The organism is Cryobacterium adonitolivorans (assembly GCF_004402695.1).
Taxonomy (GTDB): domain Bacteria; phylum Actinomycetota; class Actinomycetes; order Actinomycetales; family Microbacteriaceae; genus Cryobacterium; species Cryobacterium adonitolivorans.
Map to the genome: position 1 here is coordinate 29,741 of NZ_SOFL01000024.1, position 25,017 is coordinate 54,757.

The following is a 25,017-nucleotide window of genomic DNA, read 5'->3' on the forward strand; positions in this document are numbered from 1 at the left end:
GGCCGCTGGTTGTCGGGGGCGTGGAACGCGAGATGCCCCGCTGCGGACGAGGTGCCCCGGTTAAGGGGAGCAGCTCGTCCGGAACGGGGCAACTGGGTGGTGCGGTGCGCCGGTGGCGCCGGCCGGTCAGCGGACGGCGAGCTCCTCGGCCACCAGGAACGCGAGTTCGAGCGACTGCATGTGGTTGAGCCGCGGGTCGCAGAGCGACTCGTAGCGGGTCGCCAGGGCGGCCTCGTCGATGTGCTCAGAGCCGCCGAGGCACTCGGTGACGTCGTCGCCGGTGAGCTCCACGTGGATGCCGCCGGGGTGCGTCCCCACGGCACGGTGCGCCTCGAAGAAGCCCTTGACCTCGTCGACGACGTCGTCGAAACGACGCGTCTTGTAGCCGGTGGGCGTGGTGACACCGTTGCCGTGCATCGGGTCGGTGACCCAGAGCGGCATGGCGTCGCTGGCCTTGATCGCCTCGAGCAGCGGCGGCAGGGCGTCGCGGATCTTACCGGCACCCATCCGGGTGATGAAGGTCAGCCGGCCGGGCTCGCGGTTCGGGTCGAGCTTGTCGATCAGGCGCAGCATGTCGTCGATCGAGGTGCTCGGGCCGAGCTTGACGCCGATCGGGTTGCGCACGCGAGACAGGAAGTCCACGTGGGCGCCGTCGATCTCGCGGGTGCGTTCGCCGATCCAGACGAAGTGCGCCGAGGTGTTGTACGGCGTACCGGTGCGGGAGTCGATGCGCGTCATGGGGCGCTCGTAGTCCATCAGCAGGCCCTCGTGGCTGGTGTAGAACTCCGTGCGGCGCATGGCCTCGAAGTCGGCCCCGCAGGCGATCATGAACTTGATGGCGCGATCGATGTCCTTGGCCAGGCCCTCGTAGCGCTGATTGGCGGGGTTCTTGGCGAAGCCCTGGTTCCAGCTGTGCACCTGGCGCAGGTCGGCGAAGCCGCCCTGGGTGAACGCACGGATGAGATTGAGGGTGGATGCCGACGTGTGGTACGCCTTGACCAGCCGGTCGGGGTCGGCCTCGCGGGACTCAGGGGTGAAGTCGTAACCGTTGACGATGTCACCGCGGTAAGCCGGCAGGGTGACGCCGCCGCGGGTCTCGAAGTCGCTGGAGCGGGGCTTGGCGAACTGACCAGCCATGCGGCCCATCTTCACGACGGGCATCGAGGCGCCGTAGGTGAGGACGACGGCCATCTGCAGCACGGTCTTCACGCGGTTGCGGATCTGCTCCGCGGTCGCGCCGCTGAAGGTCTCGGCGCAATCGCCGCCCTGCAGCAGGAAGGCCTCACCGCGGGCGGCCTCAGCCAGGCGGTCGCGCAGGATGTCGACCTCGCCGGCGAAGACCAGCGGCGGCTGGGTGGCCAGCTCGGCGGACGCGGCCGCGACGGCATCGGCATCGGGCCAGGCCGGCTGCTGCTTGATGGGGAGGGTGCGCCAATAGTCCAGTCCGGCGATCACAGATTTGTCTGCCATTACAACCGGTTCGGTGGGGTCTACCACGGGACTGAGCCTGTTTTCTCTAATGCGGCCCGCACGAGCGCGAGTCTGGGATGAACGGTATTCGAGCCTAGCGTGAAAGGCTGGCGCGCTTTTCTTTAACACTGGTGGCGTACACGTCGACGTACTCCTGCGTGCTGAGGCGGCGCAGCTCGTACATCAGCTCGTCCGTCACGGAGCGCAACACGAATCTGTCGCCCTCCATTCCCTCGAACCGGCTGAAGTCCAGCGGCTCCCCGATGACGATGCCGATTCGGCGCACCTTGGGGATGCGGGTGCCGGTGGGCATGGCCTTCTCCGTGTCGATCATGGCCACGGGAACGACGGGTACGCCGGCTTCCAGCACCATGCGGGCCACGCCCGTGCGGCCCCGGTACATGCGGGCGTCCGGGCTGCGGGTGCCCTCGGGATAGATGCCGAGGGCCCCCCCGCCGTTCAGCACGGCGAGGCCGGTGTTCAGGGAGTCCTCCGACGCCTTGCCGCCCGAGCGGTCGATGGGCAGCTGGCCGGTGGCCTTGAAGAACTGCCGGGTCGCCCAGCCCTTGAGGCCGGTGCCGGTGAAGTACTCGCTTTTGGCGAGGAACACCACCCGGCGCGGCACGACCAGCGGCAGGAACACCGAGTCGATGAATGACAGGTGGTTGCTCGCCAGGACGACGCCGCCCTCCTTGGGAATGTTGTCGAGCCCGATCACCCAGGGCCGGAAGAGGCCGAGCAGGAGAGGGCCGGCCACAATATTCTTCATGAACCAGTAGAACATCGGTGTCCTTAAGTGAGCGGATGCCGGCCGGCGGGGGGCAGCGCTGTCGTACGCAGCACAGCCAGCCTACTCACCGGTGACGTGTCGGCGGGCGAGGTCGGCGGCGCCGACGACCCCGGCGTCGTTGACGAGTTCCGCGATCGCGAACTCGGCCTCCGGGTGGTACCCGCGGGCGGGCAGGTTGGCGAGGTAGGCGGTGCGGATCGGCTCCAGGAGCTGTTCGCCGGCCGCGGCGACGCCGCCGCCGAACACGAACACCTGCGGGTCGAGAACCGCGGCAAGGCTCGCGCAGGCCTGGCCGAGCGAGGCGCCCAACTGGCGCAGCGCAGCGAGGGCGCCGGGGTCGCCGTCCTGGATCAGCCGGCCGATGTCCTTGCCGGTGAGCTTGCCGCGCTTGGAGCGAGCGGCCGCCAGGCCCAGGCCGATGCCACCGGCGTCCGCGAACTCGTTGGCGATGCGGGCCAGTGCCCGCCCCGAGCCGTACTGTTCGATGCAGCCATACGCGCCGCAGCCGCAGGGCAGGCCGTCGGGCACGACACGCATGTGCCCCAGCTCGGCGCCCACGCCGAAGCCGCCGCGGAACAGGCGGTCGTTGGACACGATGGCGCCGCCGACACCGGTGCCGATGGTGAGGGTGACCATGTCGCTGTACAGGCGGCCGGCGCCGAAGCAGAATTCGGCCCATCCGGCGGCATTGGCGTCGTTCTCGACAATGATCGGCAGCGACAGGCGCGACTCGAGCTTCTCGCGCAGTGGTTCGTTGCGCCAGTTGATGTTGGGGGCGTAGTACACGGTCGACTGGGCGGCGTCGATGAACCCGGCGGCGGCGACGCCGGCGGCGATGACCTCGTGGCCCGCGGAGAGGTCTTTGATCATCTCCACGACGGCGTCTTCGATCTGACGCGGGTCCGCGGCGTCGGTCGGTCGACGATCCGACGCGATTATGGTTCCGAATTCGTCGACGAGGGCACCGGCGATCTTGGTCCCGCCGATGTCAATCCCAATGGCGTGCACGACTGACACCTTTCGTTGGTGGAGCAAGAGTGAGTTCTTCAGGTCGGCTCAAAAACGGCACGGGGCACGCAGCAACCTGATCGACCACTCAAGGCACCCCCTAGAGTGTAGTAAATCAGCACGCCGCCGGGAGAATCGCAGATTCAGGTCGAATCAGCGGATAGAGTGGTCGCACTTACCCGCCCGGTGCCAAAGGAGCTACCGTGAAACAGTTCGATGAGCCCGCCGTCGTCCCCGCCGACCCGAACGCGAACGTCACCGACCTGTTGGTCGACCGTCTCGCTCAGACTCCACAGCTGGTGCTGTTCTCACGGCCGGACAACGGCGCCTGGCTTCCGGTCACCACCGCCGAGTTCCACGCGGAGGTCATCGCCCTGGCCAAGGGCTTCGTCGCCGCCGGCGTGCAGCCCGGCGACAAGATCGGCCTGACCTGCAAGACCCGCTACGAGTGGACGCTGATCGACTTCGCCGTCTGGTTCGCCGGCGCAGTGCTCGTGCCGGTCTACGAGACGAGTTCGCCCAGCCAGGTGCAGTGGATCCTCAGCGACTCCGGAGCGACCGCGTTGATCGTGGAAACCGCAGACCACTTCGCCCGCTTCGACGAGGTCCACCCCGACCTGCCCGATGTCGAGACGGTCTGGCAGATCGACCTGGGCGACCTGGACAAGCTCGCCGCCCGTGGCGTCGACGTTCCGGATGCCGAGATCGAGCGTCGCCGCCGCCTGGCCGTCGGCTCAGACATGGCCACCCTGATCTACACCTCAGGCTCCACCGGGCGGCCCAAGGGCTGCGTGCTCAGCCACTCCAACTTCGTCGAGACCAGCCGCAACGCCGGGATCGCCCTCAAGCCTGTTCTCACCGACGAGAAAGGCGCATCCACCCTGTTGTTCATCACGACGGCGCACGTGTTCGCTCGCTTCATCGCGGTGCTCTGCGTGCACGGCGGAGTTCGGGTGGGACACCAGCCGGACACCCGTCAGCTGCTCCCGTCGCTGGGCAGTTTCAAGCCGACCTTCCTGCTCGCGGTCCCCCGGGTCTTCGAGAAGGTCTACAACTCTGCCGAGCAGAAGGCCGAGGCCGGTGGCAAGGGCAAGATCTTCGAGGCCGCCTCAGAGGTCGCCGTCGCGCATTCCAAGCTGATCGAGGCCGGCGAGCGGATTCCGGTGGGCATGAAGGTCAAGTTCGCCCTGTTCGACAGGCTCGTCTACAGCAAGCTGCGCGCCGCGATGGGCGGCAACGTCAAGTTCGCCGTCTCCGGCTCCGCCCCGCTCGGCGCGCACCTGGGCCATTTCTTCCACAGCCTGGGCATCGTGATCCTCGAGGGCTACGGCCTGACCGAGACCACGGCTCCCGCGACGGTGAACCTGGCCACCAAGGCCAAGATCGGCAGTGTCGGCCCGGCGCTGCCCGGCGTCTCGGTGCGGGTGATGGACGACGGTGAGATCGAGGTGAAGGGTGTCAACGTCTTCACCGAGTACTGGAAGAACCCCGAGGCCACCGCCGCCGCCTTCGACGACGGCTGGCTGAAGACCGGTGACATCGGTGCCCTCGACAACGACGGGTTCCTCTCGATCACCGGGCGCAAGAAGGAGATCATCGTGACCGCCGGCGGCAAGAACGTCGCGCCGGCGGCCCTCGAAGACCCGATCCGGTCCAACCCGCTGGTCGGCCAGGTTGTCGTGGTCGGTGACAAGAAGCCGTTCATCGCCGCGCTGGTCACCCTCGACCCCGAGATGCTGCCGGTCTGGCTGAACAACAACCACGAGGACGCCGGGATGTCCCTCATCGACGCGTCGGTGCACCCCAAGGTCCTTGCCGAGGTGCAGCGGGCTATCGACCACGCCAACGAGACGGTGTCCAGGGCGGAATCCATCCGCAAGTTCGTGGTGCTGCCGATCGAGCTCACCGAGGCCGCCGGCTACCTCACCCCGAAGATGAGCATCAAGCGCGACGTGATCCTCCGGGACTTCGCGGCCGAGATCCAGAACCTCTACGGGGCCAATCCGATGACGGCGGCCGTGCCGGTACGGGAGACCGCGCGGGACTAGGACCGCGCAGGACTAGGACCGCGCAGGACTAGGACCGCGCAGGACTTGGAACGCGCACAGACGAACGAGCTGCCCGGCACCAGCGGGGCAGCTCGTTCGTTTGTCCGCAGGCTAGAACCAGTCGGACTCGCGTACTTCCTTCATCGCCGCCCGGCGGCTCTCCTTGTCGAGCCGGTCCAGGTAGAGCAGCCCGTCGAGGTGATCGGTCTCGTGCTGTAGCGCCTGGGCCATCAGCCCCTCACCGGAGACCGCGACGGGGTTGCCGTCCAGGTCGATTCCGGTGACCCTGGCGAACGGATAGCGCTTTGTCGGGTACCACAGGCCGGGTACCGACAGGCAGCCCTCGTCGACCAGTTCCGGCTCCCCCGCCAGCTCGACCAGAACCGGGTTGAGGATGTAACCGATGTCCCCGTCGATGTTGTAACTGAAGGCGCGCAGGTTCACGCCGATCTGAGCGGCGGCCACGCCGGCCCGGCCCGGCAGCTTCACGCTGTCCACGAGGTCGTCGACGAGGCTGCGCACCCGGGCGTCGATGGGCCCGATCGGCTCTGAGCGGGTCTTGAGGACGGGATCGCCCAGCAGGCGGATCTGGCGTTCGGGCACGGGTGGCTCTCTTTAGGATGATACGGACGAAACGGATGCGGAGTGCGGAGGGCCTCAGGCGCGGCGCTCGGCCGGCAGCCCTTCGACGACGAGGGCCGCGAGGGTCCGCGCGGCCAGCCGGGTGATCGGCTTGAGGTCCTTGAAGGACACCACGCTGCCGGCCGCCAGCTGCGGGTCGTACGGGATCCGCACGATCTCGCGAACCCGGGACCGGAAGTGCGACTCGATCTCCTCGAGTTTGACCAGGTTGGTGCCCTGGGTCGCCGTGTTGAGGGCGACGATGGCGTTGCGCACAAGCTCGCCGTAGCCGTTGGCCTCGAGCCAGGTCAGCGTTTCGGAGGCCAACCGCGCCTCGTCGACACTGCCGCCGGACACGATCACGATGGAATCGGCGCGCTGAAGGGTGGCCCGCATGACCGAGTGCACGATCCCGGTGCCGCAGTCGGTCAACACGATCGAGTAGAACCGCGCCGCGAGGTCGGCGACGACGTTGTAGTCGTTCTCGTCGAACGCCTCGGACAGGAGCGGGTCGGTGTCGCTCGCGAGGATGTCGAGCCGGGTTTCGTCCCTGGACACCAGCGCCGAGAAGTCGGTGAAGCCGCCGATGGAGGCCGCCTTGGTCACGACGTCGCGCACCGTCGACCTGGTCTGCTTGGAGACCCGTTCACTCAGGGTGCCACGGTCGGGGTTGGCGTCGACGGCGATGATCCGGTCTTCCCTGGCATCGGCCATGGCCATACCGAGCAGCGCGGTGACGGTGGTCTTGCCGACGCCGCCCTTGCGGGTGAGGATCGGGACGAACCTGGCCCCGCCTTCGAACTGTTTGCGGATGCGTTCGTCCATGGCCTGGTGCGCTCGCACGGCGGCCGAGTCGCCCAGGTTGACGACGTGGAAGGTGGCGGTGTAGACGAAGCGGTTCCAGCCGCCGTTCGGCGCGCGCCTCGTCTTGCGGTTGATCTCGAGCAGACGGTCGGAGGTGAGCATCGACGCGGATTCCGGGGCGACGGCATCAGAGCGGGTGCGGGCACGCCGGCTGGCGGTGGCGGCGCTCGTGGGACCGGTGCTGCGCGAAAGCGCCGCCGCGGCGGTGCCGCTCGCGCCGAGCGGAGCCGCGGTTTCGCGCGCCGGTTGCGGGGTGACGATCTCGATGGTGTGCGTGCCGGGGTGGGCGCCCGTGGCCGCCCGGTCGGCCGGCCGGGTGCCGTCCGGCGTTGAGCCCGCCGCGACCGCGGACCTGGGCAGGCCGGCACCGCCGAGCGAGACGAAGCTCTCCGGCAGTGCGGCGGCCAGGTTGTCGAAGGTGTGCGGTGGGAGTTCGCTGTGGTACTCGTCGCCCGGTCGCACCCTGGCGGCCGAGGGCACCGGCGTCCCGGCCCCTTCCGGGGCCGGGTTCAGCTGGCCGTCACCCTCGTCGCGCGGTTGGGCATCGTCTGTCCGTCGATCTGTCACAGCAGACTCCTCGTTCTTTCGCGGGCCACGAATGGGGCCCCAAATCAGGCCTCAGCCTAGCGTGGCCGCACCACTACGAGCAGGTCGCCCGCGTCCACCTGCTGGGTGGCGGGGATCGCGACCCGTTCGACGACGCCGGCGATGGGTGAGGTGATGGCCGCTTCCATCTTCATGGCCTCGATCGAGGCGACGCTCTGGCCGGCCACCACGTGGTCGCCGTCGGCGACCTGCAGGGTGACCACGCCGGAGAACGGCGCGGCGACCTGGCCGGGCTGGTTGGCGTCGGCCTTCTCGGCCGCCTTGGTGACCACGGCGATGCTGCGGTCACGCACGAAGACCGGCCGCAGCTGTCCGTTGAGGATGGTCATGACGGTGCGCATGCCCTTGTCGTCGGCCTCGCCGATCGCTTCGAGCCCGACGTAGAGTCGCACGCCCTTGTCGATCTCGACCGAGTGCTCGGTTCCCTGGCGCAGGCCGTAGAGGTAGTCGACGGTGTCGACCACTGACAGGTCGCCGAAGAGTTCCCGGATCTGCTGGAAGTGCCGGTTGGGGGCGGGGAAGAGCAGCTGGTTGAGCATGGCGCGCCGAGTGGGGCTGTCGGCGTCGAGGGCGCCTCTCTCCTCGTCGGTCAGCTCGGTCGTGCTCACCCGGATGCTGCGGCCCTCGAGCACCTTGCTGCGGAAGGGTTCAGGCCAGCCGCCGGGCAGGTCGCCCAGTTCGCCGGCCATGAATCCCACGACCGAGTCCGGCACGTCGTACTTGGCCGGGTTGGCCTCGAAGTCCGCCGGGTCGGCGTTGACGGCCGCCAGGTAGAGCGCGAGGTCACCGACGACCTTGGACGACGGTGTGACCTTGGGCACGCGGCCCAGGATGCGGTTCGCTGCCGCGTACATGTCTTCGATGAGCTCGAAGTCGTCGGCCAGGCCCAGCGCGACGGCCTGGGTGCGCAGGTTGGAGAGCTGCCCGCCCGGGATCTCGTGCTTGTAGACCCGTCCGGTGGGAGCGCGGAGGCCGGATTCGAAGGGGTGGTAGACCCGGCGCACGTCTTCCCAGTACGGCTCGAGGTCGCAAACGTTCTGCAGGGAGATGCCGGTGTCCCGCTCTGTGTGAGCGAGCGCGGCCACGAGGGAGGACGCCGACGGCTGGCTGGTGGTGCCGCCCATCGGGGCGCTGGCCACGTCGACGGCGTCCGCGCCGGCCCTGGAGGCCGCCAGGAGCGTGGCGAGCTGGCCGCCGGGGGTGTCGTGCGTGTGCACGTGCACCGGCAGGTCGAAACGCTCACGGAACGCGGTGACGAGCTTCTCGGCCGCGGCGGGCCGCAGCAGGCCGGCCATGTCCTTGATGGCGAGGATGTGCGCGCCGGAGGCCACGATCTGGTCGGCGAGCCGCAGGTAGTAGTCGAGCGTGTAGAGGCCTTCTGCGGGGTCGAGCAGGTCGCCGGTGTAGCAGAGCGCCACCTCGGCGACGCTGTTGCCGGTGTTCAGCACGGCGTCGATGGCCGGGCGCATCTGGTTGACGTCGTTGAGGGCGTCGAAGATGCGGAAGATGTCGACACCGGAATCGCTGGCTTCGCGGACGAAGGCATCCGTCACCTCGGTGGGGTACGGGGTGTAGCCCACGGTGTTGCGGCCGCGCAGCAGCATCTGGATGTTGATGTTGGGCAGGGCCTCGCGCAGGGCGCCGAGGCGATCCCACGGGTCTTCGCCGAGGAAACGCAACGCGACATCGTAGGTGGCGCCTCCCCAGGCCTCGACCGAGAGCAGTTCGGGGGTGAGCCTGGCCACGTACGGGGCCACGGCCACGAGGTCCTTGGTGCGCACCCGGGTGGCCAGCAGCGACTGGTGGGCGTCACGGAAGGTCGTGTCGGTGACGGCAAGCGCGGTCTGGGCGCGCAAGGCGCTCGCGAAGCCGACCGGGCCGAGCAGCTGCAGCTTCTGCCGCGAACCCTCCGGCGCCGGAACGGACAGGTCGAGCTTGGGCAGCTTCTCTGCAGGGTTCAGCAGTGTCAGGGGCACACCGTTGGGCTGGTTGACGGTGACGTCGGCCAGCCAGTTGAGGATCTTGGTGCCGCGGTCCTTCGAGGCCCGGCCGCGCAGCAGCTGCGGACGTTCGTCGATGAACGAGGTGCTCAGGTCGCCGTTGGCGAAGTCGGGGTCTTCGAGCACGGCCTGCAGGAACGCGATGTTCGTGGAGACGCCGCGGATGCGGAACTCGGCCAGGGCGCGCTTGGAGCGGGTGACCGCCGAGGCGTAGTCGCGGCCGCGGCAGGTGAGCTTGGCTAGCATCGAGTCGAAGTGCGGGCTGATCTGCGCGCCGGGGTTGATGGTTCCGCCGTCCAGGCGGATGCCGGCGCCTCCGGGTGAGCGGTAGGTCGTGATCTTGCCGGTGTCGGGGCGGAACCCCGCGGTGGGGTCCTCCGTGGTGATGCGGCATTGCAGGGCGAAGCCGCGCAGCTTGATCGAGTCCTGGCTCAGGCCGAGGTCGGCGAGGGTCTCCCCCGCGGCGATGCGGATCTGGGACTGCACGAGGTCGACGTCGGTGACCTCTTCGGTCACGGTGTGCTCAACCTGGATGCGCGGGTTCATCTCGATGAACACGTGCTGGCCGGCGCGTTCGCCGACGGTGTCGAGCAGGAATTCGACGGTGCCGGCGTTGACGTAACCGATCGACCTGGCGAAAGCCACGGCGTCGGCGTGCAGGCGCTGGCGGATTTCCTCCGGCAGGTTGGGGGCCGGGGCGATCTCGATGACCTTCTGGTGGCGGCGCTGCACTGAGCAGTCCCGCTCGAAGAGGTGCACGGTCTCGCCGGTGGCATCCGCGAGGATCTGCACCTCGATGTGGCGGGGCCGCAGCACCGCCTGCTCGAGGAACATGGTGGGGTCACCGAAGGCGCTGTTGGCCTCGCGCATGGCCTCTTCGAGGGAGCCGCGCAGGTCGGCCATGGTGGCGACCCGGCGCATGCCGCGTCCGCCGCCGCCGGCGACGGCCTTGGCGAAGATCGGGAAGCCGATCTCTTCGGCGGCAGCGATGAGTTCCTCGACGTCGCGAGACGGTGCACTGGACTTGAGGACGGGCACGCCGGCAGCGATGGCGTGTTCCTTGGCGGTGACCTTGTTGCCGGCCATCTCGAGCACGTGCGAGCCCGGCCCGATGAACGTGATGCCGGCGACCTTGGCCGCTTCGGCGAGCTCGGGGTTCTCGGAGAGGAATCCGTAGCCGGGGTAGATGGCGTCTGCGCCGCTCTCCCTAGCCACCCGGATGATCTCGGACACATCGAGGTAGGCGCGGACCGGGTGACCCGGCTCGCCGATCTCGTAGGCCTCGTCGGCCTTCAGTCGGTGCAGCGAATTGCGGTCCTCGAACGGGAAGACGGCGACGGTTTTCGCGCCCAGTTCATAGGCGGCGCGGAACGCGCGGATTGCTATCTCTCCACGGTTGGCGACGAGGATTTTGGTGAACATAGAGACCTTTCGATCCGGGAGCGGCACACAGCTGACGGTTAGGTTCTCTAAGACTAGTGAAGGTAACGTATCTACTTGTGCACGTACTTAGCGTTAGCTCCCTCAAGGGAGGGGTAGGCAAGACCACGGTAACCCTTGGTCTGGCTTCTGCCGCCTTCGCCCGCGGTGTTCGGACCCTCGTGGTCGACCTCGATCCGCAATCTGATGTCTCAACCGGGCTCGACATCCAGCTCGCCGGCCACCTCAACGTCGCCGACGTGCTGGCTTCGCCGAAGGAGAAAGTCGTTCGTGCCGCCATCGCGCCCAGCGGCTGGACCCGCGGTCGCCCCGGCACGATCGACGTCATGATCGGCAGCCCCTCCGCCATCAATTTCGACGGCCCGCACCCCAGCATCCGGGACATCTGGAAGCTCGAGGAGGCCCTCTCCACCGTGGAGAAGGACTACGACCTCGTTCTGATCGACTGCGCCCCCTCGCTGAACGCGCTCACCCGCACCGCCTGGGCCGCCAGCGACCGGGTTGCCGTGGTCACCGAGCCCGGCCTGTTCTCGGTCGCCGCCGCCGACCGCGCCCTGCGCGCGATCGAGGAGATCCGTCGTGGCCTCAGCCCCCGGCTGCAGCCGCTGGGCATCATCGTCAACCGGGCCCGCACCGCGTCGCTCGAGCACCAGTTCCGGATCAAGGAACTGCGCGACATGTTCGGCCCGCTGGTGCTCAGCCCGCAGCTGCCGGAGCGCACCAGCCTGCAGCAGGCCCAGGGCGCCGCGAAGCCCCTGCACACCTGGCCGGGCGACAGCGCCCAGGAGATGGCGCACTACTTCGACCAGCTTCTGGACCGCGTTCTGCGCACCGCGCGCATCGGCGAGTACGCCGAGTCCGGCGCACGCTAGCGCAACGCCCGCTGACACTCGCTCGAGCTGTGAGAAAAGCCCCGAAACGCTCGCGTTTTCGGGGCTTTTCTCACGGTTCGCGGGGCTAAGAGACCTTGCGGGAGACGCGACGGGCGGCGAGCTCGTCGGACGGGTCGCTGGCCTGGGTGTCGAGTTCGACGAGGGTGGTTTCGACCTCACGCAGTACCTTGCCGACGGCGATGCCGAAGACACCCTGGCCGCGGCTGACGAGGTCGATGACCTCGTCGTTGGAAGTGCAGAGGTAGACGCTGGCGCCGTCGCTCATGAGAGTGGTCTGGGCAAGGTCGTTCACGCCCGATTCGCGCAGCTGGTTGACCGCGGTGCGGATCTGCTGCAGGGAGATCCCGGTGTCGAGCAGGCGCTTGACGAGCTTGAGCACGAGGATGTCGCGGAAGCCGTAGAGGCGCTGGGAGCCGGAGCCGGCCGCGCCGCGAACCGTGGGCTCCACGAGTTCGGTGCGGGCCCAGTAGTCGAGTTGGCGGTAGCTGATGCCCGCGGCACGGGCCGCAACGGCCCCCCGGTAGCCTGAGTTCTCGTTGAGCTCAGGCATGCCGTCGGTGAAGAGCAGCCCCTGACCGTACCGAGACGAATCGTCTCGGGGATTGAGTTCACTCATACGGTCGCCTCTCGGGGGTGGATGCGAACCTTCAGCCCGCACTTCAACGTTAGCGAGACCGACGGTCCGAATCGATGACATCCGCCCGAACGTGTCGGCGTGTCGAGAGAACGTGGTTCTCGGTGCGTTGAACTTTCAGTCTACGACTTATTTGGTCAGCCGGCCCAGGGCCGAGCGGATCAGACTGCCGCGGATGACCTCGAGCTGACCGGCGATCTCCACGGCCATCTCGGCCGCCTTCGCGCGGCTGGAAGCGTCCTTGCGGCGGGCCAGGGGCACCAGGGCGCTTTCGATCAGGCCGAGCTCGCGTTCGGCCGCACCGCGGAAGCCGCGCAGGTGCCGGGGTTCAATTCCGCTGCGCTGCAGGTCGACCAGGGCGCGGAGTACCCTGAGAGCGTCGTCGCCGTAGTGTTCGGCGGGCACGATGATCGACGCGGTGACGGCGTCGTGCAGAAGTGTCGAGGATGCGCCGGACTCGCGCAGCAGGTCCTCCCTGGTGAAGCGGCGGGCGATCACGAGCATGCTCGGGCCGGGCGCCCCGCCGCCGGGAAGCACGGGCGACAGGCCGGCGTCGAGATCGTCGAGGTAGGCGCGGATGACCTTTAGCGGCAGATAGTGGTCGCGCTGCATAGACAGGATGAGGCGCAGCCTGTCGAGGTCGCCGCCATTGAACTTGCGGTAGCCGGATTCCGTGCGTGCCGGGGAGACAAGACCCTGTTCCTCAAGGAACCGCAGTTTGGACGGGGTCAGGTCCGGGAATTCCGGTGTCATCCGGGCCAGGACCTGGCCGATACTCAAGAGTGACGTCGCGCCCGGCAGTCTGGCCTGGGCGGAGGACGCCGACACTAGTCGCTCGCCAGGTGTACGAGGTCGAGCCGCGAGGCGTAGAACGTGAGGCGGAATTTGCCGACCTGCACTTCGGATCCGTCGGTGAGGACGGCCAGGTCGATGCGTTCGCCATCGAAATACGTGCCGTTGAGCGATCCCAGGTCTTTCACCTGGAAGATACGGCCATTGCGCAGGAATTCGGCGTGGCGGCGGGACACCGTGACGTCATCGAGGAAGATGTCGGCATTCGGGTGTCGTCCCACCGTGGTGAGATCGGCATCCAGCAGGAAACGCGCACCCGAATTGGGACCGCGGCGCACCACCAGGAGGGCTGAGCCTGAGGGCAGTGCCGCAATGGCTTCCTGCTCCTCGACCGTGACGTTGGCGTCGAGCGCGGCCAACGACGCCGCGAACTCCTGGCTGAACGTCATTGTCGTATCGACGTTGCCCGTGGCATTCTCGGGCGCCACCCTACGCTCGGGTTCTTTCTTCTCGTCGGAATCGACCACCGTGCACCTCCTACTGGGTAAATCGTATCGGATGGAACGGGCCTTCAAGCGCGCGGCAGCCGAATCACCCGAACCGTTTCAATCGCGTAGATGACCCCGGCCCACCAGTACAGGTACGCTCCCCACAGGCCGAACGCCCAGCCGACAGGTTGTGACCACCAGGACAGCTCGGGGAACGCCTGGCCGAGCATGATCATCGGGAGGGCGTAGAAGAGGCAGAACGTGGCCACTTTGCCCAGCTGATGCACAGGAAGCGGGCCGAAACCGTGGTTGGCCAGCACAACACCCAACCCGAGCAGGAACACGTCCCGGCCGACGACGACGGCCACGATCCACCACGGCACGAGGTCGCGCCAGGCGAGCCCAACGAGCGCAGCGAAGATGTAGAGCCGGTCCGCGGCCGGGTCGAGCAACTGGCCCAGCCTGGTGATCTGGTTGAACCGGCGCGCGATCGCGCCATCGAGGAAGTCCGTGAGGCTGGCCACCGCGAGGACCAGGAGCGCCCAGGCATCCTCGCCGTTCACGAGCAGCCCGAGGAAGACCGGGACGAGCGCCAGCCGCAGGAAACTGAGCAGATTCGGCACCGTCAGCACCCTGGAGCTGATGTCGGTAGGAACGGGCCCAGTCACGACACGAGTCTACCGAGGAGCCGGCGGGAGGGGCTCAGGCTTCGCGGCGGACTTCCGTGGTCTCGTCCGGCGGGGCGGTGGGCGTCTTCTTCGTCTTCTTCCTGGCGGGCTCCGCATCCGCCTTGGCCGTGGTTTTCTTCTTCGAAGCGGCGGTCTTGGCGGCGGGTTTGGTTGCGGCCTGTTTGGAGGCGGCAGTCTTGGAGCCTGCGGTCTTGGAGCCTGCGGTCTTGGCCGACGCGCCGCCGGAGCGGCTGCGGTCGACGCTGCGGCGCAGTGCCTCCATCAGGTCGAGCACCTCTCCCCCGCCGGCCTCCTCGTCGGTTTTGCCGAAGGTGGCCTCGGTGTCGATCGCGTCGCCCTTCTCGAGTTTCTCCTCGATGAGGCGGCGCAGTTGCGCCTGGTATTCGTCGGTGTAGTCGCCCGGCGTGAAGTCGGCGGCGAAGGAGTCCACGAGTGCCGCGGAGAGGTCCAGCTCCCGGTCGGAGATCTTCACGGTCTGCTCGAGGGCCGGGAACTCGGCCACGCGTACCTCGTCGTCCCAGAGCAGGGTCTGCAGCATGAGCACACCGTCGCGCACCCGGAGCGCGGCGAGCCGGGTCTTCTGCCGCAACGCGAAGTGCACGATGGCGGTGCGGTCGGTCTGTTCCAGGGTGCGGCGCAGCAGCACATAGGCCTTGGGCGAGGATCCGTCGGGCTCGAGGAAGTAGCTGCGGTCGAACATGATCGGGTCGAGCTGGTCACTCGGCACGAATTCGACGACGTCTATCTCGCGGCTGCGTTCCTCCGGCAGGGACTTGAGGTCGGCATCGGTGATCACGACGGTCTTATCGCCGTCGGTGAAGGCCTTGTCGATGTGCGCGTAATCGACGACGTTTCCGCAGACCTCACAGCGGCGCTGGTAGCGGATGCGGCCGCCATCCGCGTCGTGCACCTGGTGCAGTTCGACGTCGTGGTCCTCGGTAGCGCTGTACACCTTGACCGGCACGTTGACCAGCCCGAACGTGATGGCGCCCTTCCAGATTGATCGCATCGTTCGTCCTCCCGACCCCAGTACACACCCGTCCTATGGGCTGAGGCTAGACCGGCAGCCGGGCGTGGAGCAAGCTGGGCACATGGCTACTGGTGCGGTTGCTGCGGGCAATTCGGCTGTGGGCACCGATGGCGCCCAGCGGGAGGTCGTGACGGTGGGCGGCCGGCGGGTCACCCTCACCCATCTCGACAAGGTGATGTACCCGGAAACCGGCACCACCAAGGCCGACATCCTGGGCTACTACGCGGCGGTCGCTGATGCGCTCATCCGGCATGCGCGCGACCGGCCGGCGACCCGGAAGCGCTGGGTGCACGGCGTGGGCACGCCGGAGGAGCCCGGGCAGGTGTTCTTCCAGAAGAACCTGGCCGAGGGCACGCCCGAGTGGGTGGAGCGCCGGGAACTGGCGCACAAGGCGCACGCCACCGTGTATCCGCTGGTGAACGACCTGGCCACCCTCACCTGGCTCGCCCAGATCGGCACCCTGGAGATCCACGTGCCGCAGTGGCGGTTCGACTCGGCGGGCACCCCTGCCCGCCCCGACCGGCTGGTGCTGGACCTGGACCCCGGCGAGGGCGTCGGCCTCACCGAGTGCGCTGAGGTGGCCCGCTGGGCCAGGGCACTGCTGCTGGACATGGGCCTGGACACCCTGCCGGTGACCAGCGGCAGCAAGGGCATTCACCTGTATGCGGCGCTAGACGGCAGCCACACCTCGGAGCAGGTGGGCCAGGTGGCGCATGAACTCGCGAGGGCGCTGGAAGCGGACCACCCCGGCGAGGTGCTCAGTGCGATGACCCGGTCGCTGCGGACAGGCAAGGTCTTCGTGGACTGGAGCCAGAACAGCGCGAACAAAACGACCATCGCGCCATACAGCCTGCGCGGACTACTGCGACCGCTGGTGGCGGCGCCGCGCAGCTGGCGGGAGCTGGAGTCGCCGGGGCTGGAGCAGCTGGACTACCGGCAGGTGCTCAAGCGCCTGGACCGACGCCCGGACCTGCTGGGCCCGGTGGCGGACGCCATCGACGCCGGCGCCGCTTCGGCCTCACGCGCCGACGCGGACCGCCTGCACCAGTACCGCAGCAAGCGCGACGCCCGGCGCACCCCTGAACCCGTTCCGACGGCAACACAGACGGCTACCGCCGGCGGCGGGGCATCGTTCGTGATCCAGGAACACCACGCCAGGGCGCTGCACTTCGACCTGCGCCTGGAACGTGACGGCGTCCTGGTGTCGTGGGCGCTGCCGAAGGGCGTGCCCGTCGACCCCACCCGCAACCATCTGGCCGTGCACACCGAGGACCATCCGCTGGAGTATCTCGAGTTCCAGGGCGATATTCCGGCGGGAGAATACGGCGCCGGCTCCATGACGATCTGGGATTCCGGCACCTATTCGCTGGAGAAATGGCGGGACGACGAGGTGATCGTCACCCTGCGCGGCAGGCCGGACGGCGGCCTGGCCGGCGCCGAACACGAGTTCGCCCTTATCCGCACCGGCGGGGCGGAGTCGCGCAACTGGCTGATCCACCTGATGAAACCGAAACGGCCGGTCCCGGCCCGCCAAGCCTCGGCCATAGCGACGGGCGGGGCGACGGGCGGAGCGGGCGCCCTCTACGCCCCTATGCTCGCCCGGCCGGGCAACCTGCGCGAGCTGTCGGCAGAGACCGACTGGGCGTACGAGATGAAGTGGGACGGCATCCGGATGCTGGCCTACCTCGACGGCGGCGCCGACGGGAATGTACGTTTCCTCACCCGTAACGGCAACGACGTGACGGCGTCGTTCCCCGAGCTCGTCGACGACCTGCGTGCGGCCGTGGGGGCGGGCGGCGCCGTGCTCGACGGGGAAGTCGTGGCCCTCGACACGAAGAACCGGCCCGACTTCTCGCTGCTGCAGAGCAGGCTCGGACTCACCGATGAGGGTGATGTGCGTCGGGCGCAGCGGCGGGCGCCGGTGCACTATTTCGTCTTCGACCTGCTCGAGGACGACGGTGCAGCCCTGGTCGACCAGTCGTACTCCAGGCGCCGTGCGGCGTTGGAGGGCCTCGTGACGGCCGCGGGCACCGTGCAGGTGCCGCCGTCCTTCACCGGCGACGCCGCCACCGTGCTGGCCACCAGCCTGCAACTCGGCCTCGAGGGACTGATTGCCAAGGAGACCGGCAGCCCCTACGCGAGCGGACGCCGCACCAATCAATGGGTGAAGATCAAGCACGTCAAGGCGCAGGAGATCGTGATCGGCGGCTGGCGCCCGGGAAACGGGCACCGCGGCGGCACATTCGGCTCGCTGCTGGTGGGTGTGCCGACGGCGGGACCCCCGGGCGAGGCGAGCGCTTCAGCCGGCCTGCGTTACGCCGGGCGGATCGGCACCGGCTTTCGCGACCGCGACCTCACGAGACTGCGCCGCCGGCTCGACGAACTGCCGACGGCGGACAACCCCTTCGATGACGTGCCGCCGGAGGATGCGGCCGACGCCGTGTGGGTTCAGCCGGTGCTCGTGGGCGAGGTGGAATTCGCCGGGTGGACGCCGGGTGGCCGGCTGCGGCACCCGAGCTGGCGGGGCCTCCGCCCCGACAAGGCGCCCACCGACGTGGTGCAGGACGATGCCGTGTCGGAGGACACAGTGCCGGACGATGCCGCGGGCTGTTCAGATTCTCCCGGCATCCGAATTACTTCTGCGAGATCGTCCAGTGGTGGGTGATCGCCGGCTTCGGCGCCATCGCCGCCGGCACCCGGCTGCACGCTGGCGTGCTGGGCGCGGTGGTGCTGACGCTGCTTTTCGCGGGTTCCATCGCCTTCACCGAGAGCACCTCGGTCTCACGGCATCCCGGCCATCTGGCCTATCGACGCGGGATATCCGCCCTGGTGCCGTGGCCCACACGTCGGCCTGCGACCAGCCCGAAGGGCACGCCCGCCGCTGACGCCCCGGTCAGGACAGGCGGTCCCTGAGCGCGGGCCAGGAGGCCGCGAAGCCCGGATGCAGCGGCAGTAGTTCCACTTCCGCCGGCGCCACCCAGCGCAGGGCGATGCTCTCGGTATCGCTGATCACCGGGTCGAACGCCTCCAGCGCCCGAACGACCACCGTGGTGTACGACCAGAATCCGAGGTCGACCACCGAACTGAAGCTCAGCCTGAGCAGGTGCGCGGGAACGCCGGCCTCTTCGCCAGCCTCCCGGAGCGCGGCGTCGAAGGCGCTCTCGTTCTCGTGCCTGGCTCCGCCGGGGACTCCCCAGGTGTCGCCCTGGTGGCTCCAGAGGGCACGATGCTGCAGGAGAACGCCGAGGTCTGGATGGTGCACGAGCAGACCGGCCGCCCCATAGCGGCCCCAGAATCTGGCGCCATCCGGGCCGAAGACCCACGCATCACCGCTGCCGCTCATCGACCACTGCCGCTCATCGCTTAAGCATGCCGCACCCGCCAGGGAACGTCATCCGCACCCCGAGTAAGATCGAGCCCGGCGGACACCTCACCGCCCCTCCCAAAGGACATACGAGCATGACGTCTTCCACACCCACCACCGAACTCGACGCCGCCGGCCTTGCCCGCTACATCGACCACACCCTGCTCAAGCCCGAGGCCACCCAGGCCGACGTGGCCGCCCTCATCGCCGAGGCCGTGGAACTGGGCGTCTATTCGGTCTGCGTGTCGCCGTCGATGTTGCCGCTGACCCTTCCCGTGGATACCGACCTCAAGGTCGCCGTGGTCTGCGGGTTCCCGAGCGGCAAGCACGCCAGCTCGATCAAGGCCGCCGAGGCCGCCCTGTCCGTGTCGCAGGGTACCGACGAGGTGGATATGGTCATCGACATCGGTGCGGCCAAGGCCGGCCGGTTCGATCTCATCGAAGCCGACATCAGCGCCGTGCGCGCCGAGATCCCCGCTCCCCTGATCCTCAAGGTGATCATCGAGTCCGCCGCACTCACCGACGACGAGATCGTGGGCGCGTGCCACGCCGCGGTGGCCGCCGGCGCCGACTTCGTCAAGACCTCGACCGGGTTCCACCCGGCCGGCGGCGCGAGCGTGCACGCTGTCCGCCTGATGTCGCAGACCGTGGCAGGGGCGCTCGGCGTCAAGGCCTCCGGCGGAGTGCGCAGCCACGCCGACGCGCTCGCCATGATCGAGGCCGGCGCGACCCGCCTCGGCGTGTCCGGCAGCAAGGCCGTGCTCTCCGGAGCACCGGTCGAGCCCTCCGCCAACCCGGCCGCCTACTAACGACCCGGGCGCCACGAACGTCACGGCGCAGGTTAGGCCCCGCGTGCCACGGGAAACACCCTGCGCCGCGGGCAGTTGGTCTGCGGCTAGACCGAGACGATGGTGTGCACTGGCACGTCCCCGATGCGGCTGCGCCCGTCGAGCTCGGCCAGTTCGAGCACCACGCCGACACCGACCGTCAGGTAGCCAGCCCGTTCGACCAGGCGCGCGGTCGCCGCGACGGTGCCGCCGGTGGCTAGCACATCGTCGACGATGAGCACCCTGGAGCCGGCGGGCAGCTGCCCGACCTCCAGCTCGAGGCGCGCAGAGCCGTACTCCAGGTCGTATTCCTCCGTGAGCACGGTGCCGGGGAGTTTGCCGCCCTTCCGCACAGCAAGCACCGCGCACCGGGCGGCATAGCCGATCCCGGCCGCGAGCAGGAAGCCGCGCGCCTCGATGCCGGCCACGGCATCGAACTGGCCCCGGTAGCGCTCACTCAGGTCGTCGATGATCGCGCGGAATGCGACGGCGTCGGCGAAGACCGGGTTGAGGTCACGGAACACGATCCCGGGTTGGGGGAAGTCCGGGTACGAGGCGAGGAGGGCGTGCACGTGCTGGGCGGCGGGAATAATCACGTACTCAAGGGTACCGCCCGGCTTCCCCGCCCCTCGGCCGGCGGGTCAGGGTGCGGCGGGGATGGCGGCTGCGGGCGACTCGTCCGGTTCGATGGGCTTGATGGGCTCGTCCATCGCGCCGCTGAGCTCGTCGAGGAAACGCACCACGGCGAGCTGTTCCGGCGGGGTGAGCTTCTGGGCGGCGGCCAGCATCCGCTGGTGCGCCGCTCCCAGCGCGCGCCGGATCTCGTCGTGAGCGTGCCGGGTGGCGTGCAGAACCTGCGCCCGCCGGTCGCTCGGGTGCGGCTCGCGGCGCAGCCGGCCGGCCGCCTCCAGCCGCGAGAGGAGCTTGGCCGTTGCGGCCGAGGTGATGCCGAGGAACACGCTCAGGTCCTTCGGGCCGATCGGCTCCGAGCGCTCCTCCGCTGAGATCAGGTGCCGCAGGGCGACCATGTCGGAGTCGTTCATGTCCATGTCGGAGCGCGCCCGAATGCGCATGGCCACATCGGCCGCGCGGAACCGGCGCACCGCGCGGAGAACCTCGACCGCGGTGACCGGCGGCGCGCCGGACCCGGCGGCGCTGTCCAGGTACCAGTACGCGCCAAGATCGCGTCGACTCGGATCGGCGGCGGGTTCGACGTCGGAGGGCATAGGCACCATGCTAGCCTCTAATATCGCTAACTCGGTTAGGTGCTTTTTCGGGTATCTTGGCTGCACGAGAGGGAGTCCCGTGATGCACACAGCAGAACACACTATCGAATTCGACACCACCGGACCCCGGCACGCCTCTCATGCCGACGACTGGGTTGTTCTGCTCGACGAGGATGGACGTGAGATCGGCACCGCAGCCAAGAGCAGCGTGCACGGCGCCGACACCCCCCTGCACCTGGCGTTTTCCTGCTACGTCTTCAACGATCACGGCGAGGTGCTCGTCACCCGGCGGGCGCTGACCAAGAAGACCTGGCCCGGTGTCTGGACCAACTCCTTCTGCGGCCACCCGGCCCCGGCCGAGAATCTCCCCGACGCCGTGCACCGGCGCGCCGAATTCGAACTCGGCCTCGACATCCGCAGCCTCGACCTCGCCCTGCCCCTGTTTCGCTACCGCGCCACCGACAGCAGCGGCATTGTCGAGAACGAGGTGTGCCCGGTGTACCTGGCGCGGGCGTCGGAGGATCCGGTTCCCAACCCCGACGAGGTGATGGAATTCAGCTGGACCGAGCCCGAGGCCCTCCGGCGTTCCGTGCTGGCCAGCCCGTTCGCCTTCAGTCCGTGGATGGTGTTGCAGATGCGCGAACTGGAGACCTTCCGTGCATGAGATCGCGACGCTGGGCGTCGAAACCGAACTGCACAGATTCTTCGCCGCGGCCCGGCTCCGCGCCAGCGACTACGGCGACCACTACGTCGCACTCTGGGACGCCCTAGACCAGGCCAGCCGCGGCGGCAAGCGGGTGCGTCCTGCCCTGGTGTTGGCCGCCTATGACGGCTTCGGCGGCACCGACCGCGCCCTGTCGACGCCCGTCGCGGTGAGCTTCGAGCTGCTGCACACGGCGTTCCTGATCCACGACGACGTGATCGACCGCGACCTGTCGCGCCGCGGCATGGTCAACATCGCCGGCCGGTTCACCGAACGTGCCATCGCGCACGGTGCGGCAACCGGGCAGGCCGAGGCCTGGGCCGCGACAGCCGCCATCCTCGCCGGCGACCTGGCCCTGAGCGAGGCACATCGCGCGCTGGCCCTGCTCCCGGTGCCCGCCGAACTGCGCGGCCGGCTGCTGGACCTGCTCGACCGGGCCGTGTTCGTCTCCGCGGCCGGTGAACTGGCGGATGTGACCAACACCGTCAGCCGGGACCCGCTCACGATCGACCAGGTCATTTCGACGCTCGAGCATAAAACGGCGATCTACTCCTTCGAGGCACCCCTGCAGGCCGGTGCGGTCCTCGCCGGCGCTCCGGAGGAGGCCATCGACGCGCTCGGCAGGTTCGGCCGACTGATCGGTGTCGCGTTCCAGCTCACGGACGACCTGCTGGGCGTATTCGGCGATCCCGCCAGGACCGGCAAGAGCGTTCTCGCCGACCTGCGCGAGGGCAAGCAGACCGCACTGATCGCGCACGCCGGCGCCACCGACCGCTGGTCCCTGATCGCGCCGTTCCTGGGCAAGAGCGACCTCACCGAGGCCGAGGCCGAGCTGGTGCGCGGGCACCTGCGGGACTGCGGCGCCCCTGACACCGCGGACGCGCTCGCCCGCGAGTACGCGAGCCGCGCGGTTCAGGCCCTGCAGGGCCCGCTCATGCCCGACGACCTGCGCGCCACCCTCACCCAGCTCGCCCTCAGCGCCGTGACGCGGACCAAATGAGCCGCGACACGGCTGGCCCCCTGGTCGGTCCCGGGATCACGGGCCTGGACAGCTACAACGCGGCCGCACTGGCCAGCGCCACGACGGTGATCGCCCAGTACTCCACCTCGTTCGGCCTGGCCGCCCGCCTCCTCGCGCCCGGGCTGCGCGACGAGGTGCGCAGCATTTACGCGCTCGTGCGCATCGCCGACGAGATCGTCGACGGCGCCGCCGCCGGCGCGGGCATCGATCTGGCCGGACAACGCGAGCTTCTCGACGACCTCGAGCATGAAACCGAGCGCGCGATGACCCGCGGCTTCAGCACCAACCTCGTGGTGCACGCGTTCGCCGTCACCGCGCGACGGGTGGGCATCGACCCCATCCTCACCCGGCCGTTCTACGCATCGATGCGTCGAGACCTCGACCCGGCCCCGTTCACCCCGGCGAGCGTCGCCGAATACATCTACGGGTCTGCGGAGGTCGTCGGGCTGATGTGCCTGCGCAGCTTCCTGCACGAGTCCCCCCGGTCGCCCCGCAACCAGGCCGTGCTGGAACACGGCGCGCGCAGCCTCGGCGCCGCGTTCCAGAAGGTGAACTTCCTGCGCGACCTGGCTGCCGACCGGGATGCGCTGGGTCGCAACTACTTCCCCGGCGTCGACCTGGCCCGCCTCACCGACGGGCAGAAGAACCTGCTGCTCGACAACGTGGACGCCGACCTCGAGGCCGCCGCGCGGGTGCTGCCGATGTTGCCGTCCGGCAGCCGGCGCGCCGTCACCGCCGCCCACCGGCTGTTCGCCCGGTTGTCTGCGAAACTGCGGGAGACCCCCGCCCAGAGCTTGATGAGCACCCGCGTGCGGGTGCCGGATCCGGAGAAACTGATGATCGCCCTCTCGTCCTCGCTCGGCCCGCAGGCGTGGCGCCGGTGAGCGGCGCGGCCGGACAGACGCCAACCACCCCGACCCGAACCGTTGTGATCGGCGGCGGCATCGCGGGCCTGGCCAGCGCGGCACTCCTGGCCAGGGAGGGCCACCAGGTCACCCTCCTGGAGGCCCACGACACCCTCGGGGGCCGGGCCGGCTTCTGGGAATCCGACGGTTTCCGCTTCGAAACCGGTCCGTCCTGGTACCTCATGCCCGAGGTTTTCGAGCACTTCTACCGACTGCTGGGCACGAGCGCGGCAGAACAGCTTGAGCTGACCCGCCTCGACCCCGGCTACCGGGTGTTTTTCGAGTCCGATGCCGAGCCGGTCGACGTGCGCGCCGACCGGGCCGACAACATCCGCCTGTTCGAAAGCCTCGAACCCGGCGCCGGCGCCCGACTCGAGGCATACCTGGCCAGCGCCAGGGACACCTACGACATGGCCGTTGACAGGTTCCTCTACACGAGCTTCGCCTCGTTCAAGCCCCTGCTGGTGCGCGACGTTCTCTCCCGGACGGGCCGGCTCGGCCGCCTGCTGCTGCAGCCCTTGGACCGGTTCGTGGCCGGCTATTTCCGCGATCCGCGGATCCGCCAGATCCTCGGCTACCCGGCCGTGTTCCTGGGCTCCTCCCCCGACCGCACCCCGTCGATGTACCACCTGATGAGCCACCTCGACCTGGCCGACGGCGTGCTCTACCCGCAGGGCGGATTCACCCGGCTCATCCAGAGCATCGTGGACCTGGCCCGCGCTGAGGGGGTCACCATCGAAACCGGCGCCACCGTGCAGGCCATCAGAAGCGGGCCCACTCCCGCCCACCGGAGCGCGAAGGCCGCCGTCGAGGGTGTCAGCTACACGAATGCGGCCGGGAAGACCGTGCGGCTGGATGCCGATATCGTCGTCTCGGCCGCCGACCTGCACCACACCGAAACCGCGCTGGTCGAACCCGCCAAGCAGACCTACCCCGAGCGCTGGTGGCAGAAGCGAACCTCGGGCCCCGGCGCCGTGCTGGTGCTGCTCGGGGTGACCGGCGAGCTGCCCGCGCTCGCCCACCACACCCTGTTCTTCACCGCGGACTGGGCCGACAACTTCGACCGTATCTTCGGCACGCAGACCTCGGTGCCCGACCCGGCGTCGTTCTACGCCTGCCTGCCCAGCGCCACCGACCCGAGCGTGGCCCCGGACGGCGCCAGCAACCTGTTCCTGCTCATCCCGGTGCCCGCCGACACCGGCATCGGACACGGTGGCGTCGACGGAGCCGGTTCGGCCGGTGTCGAGGGCATCGCCGATGCCGCGATCGGCCAGCTCGCCGAGTGGGCCGGCATCCCCGACCTCGCCGAGCGCATCGTGGTGCGGCGCACCATCGGCCCGGCCGACTTCGCCGACGACCTCAACTCGTGGAAGGGCGGGGCCCTGGGACCGGCGCACACGCTCCGGCAGAGCGCGTTCTTCCGCGGCGCCAATGCGTCCGCGCGCATCGACGGGCTCTACTACGCCGGGGGCACCACGATTCCCGGAATCGGCCTGCCGATGTGCCTGATCAGCGCCGAGATTCTCCTCAAGCGGATTCGCGGCGACGTCAGCACCGGCCCGCTACCCGAGCCCCTGCCCGCCGTTCTGCGGTGACCT

23 protein-coding genes are annotated in these 25,017 nt (G+C 68.9%); 9 read left to right on the top strand and 14 right to left on the bottom strand.

The features are described from left to right. Positions 1–126: 126 nt before the first annotated feature. From E3O42_RS07500 to E3O42_RS07510, 3 genes are all read right to left on the bottom strand, one after another. Complete coding sequence (locus E3O42_RS07500; RefSeq protein WP_134453352.1) at positions 127–1,470, bottom strand: class II 3-deoxy-7-phosphoheptulonate synthase; 1,344 nt, start codon at positions 1,468–1,470, stop codon at positions 127–129. A gap of 94 nt (positions 1,471–1,564) precedes the next feature. Beyond that, positions 1,565–2,254 carry a lysophospholipid acyltransferase family protein gene (locus tag E3O42_RS07505; RefSeq protein WP_104164623.1) on the bottom strand — a complete coding sequence of 230 codons (690 nt, stop codon included), beginning with the start codon at positions 2,252–2,254 and terminating at the stop codon, positions 1,565–1,567. A 66-nt stretch (positions 2,255–2,320) separates the two neighbouring features. Then, on the bottom strand, positions 2,321–3,268 hold the full coding sequence (locus E3O42_RS07510) for an ROK family glucokinase (protein WP_134453353.1): 948 nt from the start codon (positions 3,266–3,268) through the stop codon (positions 2,321–2,323). Positions 3,269–3,471: 203 nt separating this feature from the next. Here E3O42_RS07510 and E3O42_RS07515 point away from each other — a divergent pair, with 203 nt between their 5' ends. Continuing rightward, positions 3,472–5,316 carry an AMP-dependent synthetase/ligase gene (locus tag E3O42_RS07515; protein WP_134453354.1) on the top strand — a complete coding sequence of 615 codons (1,845 nt, stop codon included), beginning with the start codon at positions 3,472–3,474 and terminating at the stop codon, positions 5,314–5,316. A 111-nt stretch (positions 5,317–5,427) separates the two neighbouring features. Here the strand turns inward: E3O42_RS07515 and E3O42_RS07520 are convergent, their stop codons facing one another. The 3 genes from E3O42_RS07520 to E3O42_RS07530 are packed head-to-tail and all read right to left on the bottom strand — an operon-like array spanning position 5,428 to position 10,829. Beyond that, positions 5,428–5,919: a peptide deformylase gene (locus tag E3O42_RS07520; protein ID WP_134453355.1), complete on the bottom strand. Its 492-nt coding sequence runs from the start codon at positions 5,917–5,919 to the stop codon at positions 5,428–5,430. 54 nt (positions 5,920–5,973) lie between these two features. Further along, the gene (locus tag E3O42_RS07525; RefSeq protein ID WP_241984707.1) at positions 5,974–7,368 is read right to left on the bottom strand and encodes a MinD/ParA family ATP-binding protein; all 1,395 of its coding nucleotides are present in this window, start codon (positions 7,366–7,368) and stop codon (positions 5,974–5,976) included. Between the two features lie 56 nt (positions 7,369–7,424). Further along, positions 7,425–10,829, bottom strand: a complete 3,405-nt coding sequence (locus E3O42_RS07530; protein ID WP_134453356.1) for a pyruvate carboxylase — start codon at positions 10,827–10,829, stop codon at positions 7,425–7,427. Between the two features lie 77 nt (positions 10,830–10,906). Between E3O42_RS07530 and E3O42_RS07535 the strand changes: the two genes are divergently transcribed. Beyond that, a complete protein-coding gene (locus tag E3O42_RS07535; protein WP_134453357.1) occupies positions 10,907–11,719 on the top strand; it encodes a ParA family protein in 813 nt (270 codons plus the stop codon). An 85-nt stretch (positions 11,720–11,804) separates the two neighbouring features. Here the strand turns inward: E3O42_RS07535 and E3O42_RS07540 are convergent, their stop codons facing one another. The 5 genes from E3O42_RS07540 to ku all read right to left on the bottom strand — a co-directional run bounded on the left by E3O42_RS07540 (position 11,805) and on the right by ku (position 15,352). Then, positions 11,805–12,356 carry a MerR family transcriptional regulator gene (locus E3O42_RS07540; protein WP_134453358.1) on the bottom strand — a complete coding sequence of 184 codons (552 nt, stop codon included), beginning with the start codon at positions 12,354–12,356 and terminating at the stop codon, positions 11,805–11,807. Between the two features lie 147 nt (positions 12,357–12,503). Further along, positions 12,504–13,202 carry a transcriptional regulator FtsR gene (gene ftsR / locus E3O42_RS07545; RefSeq protein ID WP_134453359.1) on the bottom strand — a complete coding sequence of 233 codons (699 nt, stop codon included), beginning with the start codon at positions 13,200–13,202 and terminating at the stop codon, positions 12,504–12,506. After that, complete coding sequence (locus E3O42_RS07550) at positions 13,202–13,615, bottom strand: FHA domain-containing protein (RefSeq protein ID WP_134453394.1); 414 nt, start codon at positions 13,613–13,615, stop codon at positions 13,202–13,204. The genes ftsR and E3O42_RS07550 overlap by 1 nt, the downstream gene beginning before the upstream one ends. A gap of 122 nt (positions 13,616–13,737) precedes the next feature. Next, on the bottom strand, positions 13,738–14,322 hold the full coding sequence (locus E3O42_RS07555; protein ID WP_241984708.1) for a CDP-alcohol phosphatidyltransferase family protein: 585 nt from the start codon (positions 14,320–14,322) through the stop codon (positions 13,738–13,740). A gap of 34 nt (positions 14,323–14,356) precedes the next feature. Further along, complete coding sequence (gene ku, locus E3O42_RS07560) at positions 14,357–15,352, bottom strand: non-homologous end joining protein Ku (RefSeq protein ID WP_134453360.1); 996 nt, start codon at positions 15,350–15,352, stop codon at positions 14,357–14,359. An 82-nt stretch (positions 15,353–15,434) separates the two neighbouring features. Here ku and E3O42_RS07565 point away from each other — a divergent pair, with 82 nt between their 5' ends. Continuing rightward, positions 15,435–18,038: an ATP-dependent DNA ligase gene (locus E3O42_RS07565; RefSeq protein ID WP_134453361.1), complete on the top strand. Its 2,604-nt coding sequence runs from the start codon at positions 15,435–15,437 to the stop codon at positions 18,036–18,038. Continuing rightward, positions 18,035–18,286 (top strand): hypothetical protein, encoded by a 252-nt coding sequence (locus E3O42_RS17955; protein ID WP_166787922.1) that lies wholly within the window; start codon positions 18,035–18,037, stop codon positions 18,284–18,286. Before E3O42_RS07565 ends, E3O42_RS17955 begins: the two co-directional genes overlap by 4 nt. Here E3O42_RS17955 and E3O42_RS07575 read toward each other — a convergent pair. After that, positions 18,267–18,716: an NUDIX domain-containing protein gene (locus E3O42_RS07575; RefSeq protein WP_134453362.1), complete on the bottom strand. Its 450-nt coding sequence runs from the start codon at positions 18,714–18,716 to the stop codon at positions 18,267–18,269. The two genes, E3O42_RS17955 and E3O42_RS07575, sit on opposite strands and share 20 nt — an antisense overlap. A 116-nt stretch (positions 18,717–18,832) precedes the next feature. On the opposite strand from E3O42_RS07575, the gene deoC reads away from it, so the two are divergent. Further along, positions 18,833–19,546, top strand: a complete 714-nt coding sequence (gene deoC, locus E3O42_RS07580; protein WP_134453363.1) for a deoxyribose-phosphate aldolase — start codon at positions 18,833–18,835, stop codon at positions 19,544–19,546. 86 nt (positions 19,547–19,632) lie between these two features. Here the strand turns inward: deoC and E3O42_RS07585 are convergent, their stop codons facing one another. Both E3O42_RS07585 and E3O42_RS07590 read right to left on the bottom strand, forming a co-directional pair. Continuing rightward, entirely contained in the window at positions 19,633–20,160 is a 528-nt protein-coding gene (locus tag E3O42_RS07585) for an adenine phosphoribosyltransferase (protein ID WP_134453364.1), read from the bottom strand. Positions 20,161–20,205: 45 nt separating this feature from the next. Further along, positions 20,206–20,790, bottom strand: coding sequence for a MarR family winged helix-turn-helix transcriptional regulator (locus E3O42_RS07590; RefSeq protein WP_166787924.1), 585 nt, complete (start codon positions 20,788–20,790; stop codon positions 20,206–20,208). An 82-nt stretch (positions 20,791–20,872) separates the two neighbouring features. Between E3O42_RS07590 and idi the strand changes: the two genes are divergently transcribed. The 4 genes from idi to crtI are packed head-to-tail and all read left to right on the top strand — an operon-like array spanning position 20,873 to position 25,014. Further along, positions 20,873–21,454 (top strand): isopentenyl-diphosphate Delta-isomerase, encoded by a 582-nt coding sequence (idi, locus tag E3O42_RS07595; RefSeq protein WP_134453366.1) that lies wholly within the window; start codon positions 20,873–20,875, stop codon positions 21,452–21,454. Beyond that, positions 21,447–22,493, top strand: coding sequence for a polyprenyl synthetase family protein (locus tag E3O42_RS07600; RefSeq protein ID WP_134453367.1), 1,047 nt, complete (start codon positions 21,447–21,449; stop codon positions 22,491–22,493). Before idi ends, E3O42_RS07600 begins: the two co-directional genes overlap by 8 nt. Beyond that, positions 22,490–23,398: a phytoene/squalene synthase family protein gene (locus E3O42_RS07605; protein ID WP_134453368.1), complete on the top strand. Its 909-nt coding sequence runs from the start codon at positions 22,490–22,492 to the stop codon at positions 23,396–23,398. The genes E3O42_RS07600 and E3O42_RS07605 overlap by 4 nt, the downstream gene beginning before the upstream one ends. Beyond that, positions 23,386–25,014 (top strand): phytoene desaturase family protein, encoded by a 1,629-nt coding sequence (crtI, locus tag E3O42_RS07610; protein WP_420897869.1) that lies wholly within the window; start codon positions 23,386–23,388, stop codon positions 25,012–25,014. Before E3O42_RS07605 ends, crtI begins: the two co-directional genes overlap by 13 nt. The last annotated feature ends 3 nt before the right edge of the window (positions 25,015–25,017 follow it).